The following is a 3795-nucleotide window of genomic DNA, read 5'->3' as shown; positions in this document are numbered from 1 at the left end:
TGCGTGTACCTTTGCCGCGCCGTTGTGCGGCTCTCCCACACCAGCGGCCCGTAGAGACGCCAAAGAGTCCGGCCGGTGACCGTGGACTCCAGCTGCGAGCCGCCACCACCGCACCCGCCCGGATATCCCCAAGCCCCAACGCGGGTCAGGTCGTTTGGTGTGCTGAAATCGCTCGGTTTGTGGTCTCAACAGGCTGGCGGTCGCCAGGCGTCGGCGTGGCGACCGCCGGACTCGTCCACGATACGCGAGGGACGGATCGCCTGAGACCGGGGAGGGCGCGGCTCAGCAAGGCGACGACCGCTAGGGCTGTCGCCTCTCCCGGGGCGAGTGGCAGCCTGGCAGCCTGAAGGTCGAACTGGCGTGGCCGGCCGGTCTTGTTTGTCCTGTGCGCTTGCAGAGGTTGCACTCGGCGTCAAGGCGCTGCGCCGTTGGGAGGGTGCGGTGTGCGACCACGAGCGGCCCTCGGTGGTTCATTTGTCGCTGCTGTGCGCACGCCCCGCGCACGAGTCGCACCTTCTTCCAACGTGCCTCGCGCTGCCGACGGCTCCCGAAGACGCCCCACTGGACAACGCCGACTCGGGTCGGGTTGTCGTAACAGGCGGAAGTTCGCCGGCGTGACCATGGCGTCGGCCAGGGGCGGGTGTAGAATCGCCCTTGAAGCAGAGTTATTCGCACGCGTTCTAGCTCTAGCGGCCGCGCGGCGGGCTGGCCTGGCGGAGCGTTTGGACGGGAGGAAACAACGGTGCCAACTCTAAATACTCGTCAGCAATCACCACGGTGCTCTCGGTGCCCAGACGTTGAGTCTCGGCGTAGGTCTGGCAATCTTGCCACGCACTCATATTGTATGCGCGTCCTACTCTTATCGGCCTTAGGCGCAATTACGGGTGTGTCTACCGCGTTCGCTGTCAATTTCGGGAGCTACGGTGTCCCGTTTATTGGCGGTGGTGTTTGGGTGCAGGGTGACGCTTACTTCACGGTGGGTCGACTATTCCTCACACCGGCCGTAGATGCTGGTACGGTTTCTGCAGTGGCAAACCTGCAGCAAGTCCCGTTGTTCCTTCCAAGTTCGGCACCAACGAACTACTGTCATGATTCCGTGCACGACGCATGTGTATTGGATGAGAACTACGGAGATACGGGTTGGTTTGGACAGAACGTTGGCTGGGGCTGGACATGGGGCTCCCATCCCTTCCAAGGCATATCGATGAGTGTTCAACGTATTAATCTATTCTATGTGCCATTCCCGATTCCGGCGCAGACGGCGGCCTGTCATGAGCTAGGGCATGCCGTCGGCTTACGCCATCGGAATGGTAGTTGTATGCAAGCAGCTAGTCCGCCGTCTCTATTTTATAGTTCTCATGATTTGGCGCATCTCGAAGACTGGTTTGATTGATACTACAATATAGATGGAGCTGGAGGGTGCCGTCGTTTTTTTGTCATGGACGTGGCAAACCGTATGCGAGTCAGTTCTCCGCTGTCTGTACTTGTGAATGGCTCTGGATGCAGCCTGAGATCAGACGGAGACCCTTCAATGCCACGAAAGGAGGACTGAATTCGCTTTGGTGAAGGAGCCAAAGGAAATGCGAGCACCGATTGGTTGTGAGGAATTGGTGGTGATAAGGTAGAGAGCATGACTGTGACCAGGCTAAGATACGTATTTAGGGACTTCAGTTCGAGGGTGCTGCCATTTGCACTAGCTGCATTTGTTTGTGGCGTCAGTTTTTGGCAGACAACTACAGCACTAGAGGGAGAGGATGAAGCGTTTTGGAGGATGTTACGTTTCACGGGTGGTGAAATAGAAAGCTACGATGGGCTTCAGGACATGGCGGACGCTGCAGATTTGGTAGTGCATGGAACACTGAGGAATATGCGCTTGGGCCGTACAGTAGGACGCGACATGTCAGTAGGCACGGTAAGCTTTACCGTAGTTGATGTGGACGCGATCGAAATGATTCGGGGTGAGACTAGAAATGCAGTTCAAGTAGAGTTGACAATCCCGTGGAGAGTGGAAAGTAGTGCCGACGTGGCACGCATGGCGGACTTGCTTCCAAAGGGGGAGGTGTTACTTTTCCTCAGACACAAACAAGATGGAGTGGGCGGCTACCGGCTGGTAAATCGAGCAGGTTTGTGGAGCGAGAACAAAGGTGGCCTGCGAGCCCCTCTGGCGGATGCACAGGAGGGGGCAAGGCTTGGAGGGGAGGTCGCTACTATCGCGAGTGTGGTGCAATTGGCGGAGTACGTACGGAAATAGAATATGTAGGGAGACATGATGGGTGCGCTGGGATGCCGCACGGGGTTGCTGGACGCGAGAAAGCGTACGCCGCAACCGGTTTGTGCTGAGTCGGGCCAGTCCGCATGCACCTGTCGGCGCAGACGGAATACACTCGGGGCTGACACTGTACGGAGAGGCGGTCTATGTGTAGAGCGATGTTGCCCGTGGCCCTCGGAGGCCTGCTTGTGATGCTAGCCGCATGTGGTGGACTCGACGACGCACCAGATACTCCAGCGGCGCCGAGCGCGCGCTCCAAACACAGCCAGCTCTTTTGGGATGCCCTGGGTCTGGTCGGTGATGGAGTCGAGGGGTATGCCACGCTGCGGGAGATGGCCGCGGCGGCAGACTTGGTCGTCCGCGGGACGCTGGCGGCTCCGCGCGCGACACGCCAGATCCGACAACAGTTGCCCGTAGGCGGACCCCAGCAGGTGGCGTTCTACGTGGCCATGGACATCGTCCCGACGGAGGTGGTTCGCGGCATGCCTGGCCCCCTTGTGATTGAGTTTTTCCGGTTTCGCCCACCGGACCAACTGGACGCCTTCGTTGTCCAGCTGGAGGAGACGCTGCCGACAGGGGAGATGCTGATGTTCCTGCGTTGGAAAACGGACGCTTCGGGCGCATACCGTCTGGTCAACGGCGCGGGCCTGTGGACCTCGGTGGGAGCCGGGGGCGTGACCTGCCCGCTGGCACGGCCGGCGGACACGGCCAAGCTTCGCTCGGAGGCTGCTGGCTTCGAGAACGTGATGGCCCTCGCCGAGTACGTTCGCTGAGCATAAGCACTGTACTGACCGGGGGTGGAAGTGGAAGCGTACCGATTCCCGAGCTGGAACGCGAGCGCGGGCGGCAAAGCGAGCGACCGGATCGGGTCTTAGGGCGGTCCCAAGGGTGGTGGTGAGGGCGGTGGTGCGCGCTTTGCCTTTACTGGGGGCGTCTTTGTACAGTTCGGAGCGCACCCGAGACGCGGCGATGCGGCCGGAGCTCCTTTTGGGCTCCGTGCCGCGGTCGCTTTGCGACGTTCGAGCTCAGCTGTTCGGTGCGGGAGCGGCTCGGGCCGCGTGTACCAGCACCATCTGCACTGTGCCCGCTGGAAACTCCACATCGCGGTCGCCGTCACGCCAGATGCAGAGCGCGGCGGTGTACGCGTCTCGAAAGGCTCGCAGTTCCTGCACCGCACGTCGATACGCCCCGGGCCGGTGCCGGCCGACCGCGAAGCTCGGGTTGCGTGACACCCGCGGTTCCGGCGCCGTCGCGCGCTTTTCCGGGGCCGCTTGCAGCACCGCCTGTGGACCCATGAACCGACGTCCGCTCTCGCGCATCCTGATGCGTGCCTGTTCCTGCAGGCGCTCCGCTTCTTGCGCGACCGCTTCGCGCAGTTGGTGGTCCGTGAAGTCGGTCCTGGGAACCTGCAGCCGCAGCGTGGCCGTAGCAGGCCAACGCTCGGAGTGGAAGAAGTAGTCCGGGCGCTTCACGGTCCACGATCGCCTGCCGAGATCTTCAGGAGCTACGCACAGCCCGGGCCATTG

The 3795-nt window shown here is 61.3% G+C and carries 3 protein-coding genes; 2 read left to right on the top strand and 1 reads right to left on the bottom strand.

The genetic code is table 11. The features are described from left to right. Positions 1–1630: 1630 nt before the first annotated feature. Both MJD61_01535 and MJD61_01530 read left to right on the top strand, forming a co-directional pair. Positions 1631–2251, top strand: a complete 621-nt coding sequence (locus MJD61_01535; protein MCG8553959.1) for a hypothetical protein — start codon at positions 1631–1633, stop codon at positions 2249–2251. Between the two features lie 164 nt (positions 2252–2415). Further along, the gene (locus MJD61_01530; GenBank protein MCG8553958.1) at positions 2416–3042 is read left to right on the top strand and encodes a hypothetical protein; all 627 of its coding nucleotides are present in this window, start codon (positions 2416–2418) and stop codon (positions 3040–3042) included. A gap of 252 nt (positions 3043–3294) precedes the next feature. Here MJD61_01530 and MJD61_01525 read toward each other — a convergent pair. Continuing rightward, positions 3295–3795 (bottom strand): transposase (locus MJD61_01525; protein MCG8553957.1); only part of this gene is annotated, 501 nt, incomplete at its 5' end.

The sequence above is a fragment of the Pseudomonadota bacterium genome (genome assembly GCA_022361155.1).
Lineage (GTDB): Bacteria > Myxococcota_A > Polyangia > Polyangiales > JAKSBK01 > JAKSBK01.
This window is presented reverse-complemented; position numbering and strand designations above follow the sequence as displayed.

Excerpts from the sequence above, each read along its gene's own strand:
- MJD61_01530 (MCG8553958.1), top strand. The coding sequence starts at position 2,416 with ATGTGTAGAGCGATGTTGCCCGTGGCCCTCGGAGGCCTGCTTGTGATG.
- MJD61_01535 (MCG8553959.1), top strand. The coding sequence starts at position 1,631 with ATGACTGTGACCAGGCTAAGATACGTATTTAGGGACTTCAGTTCGAGG.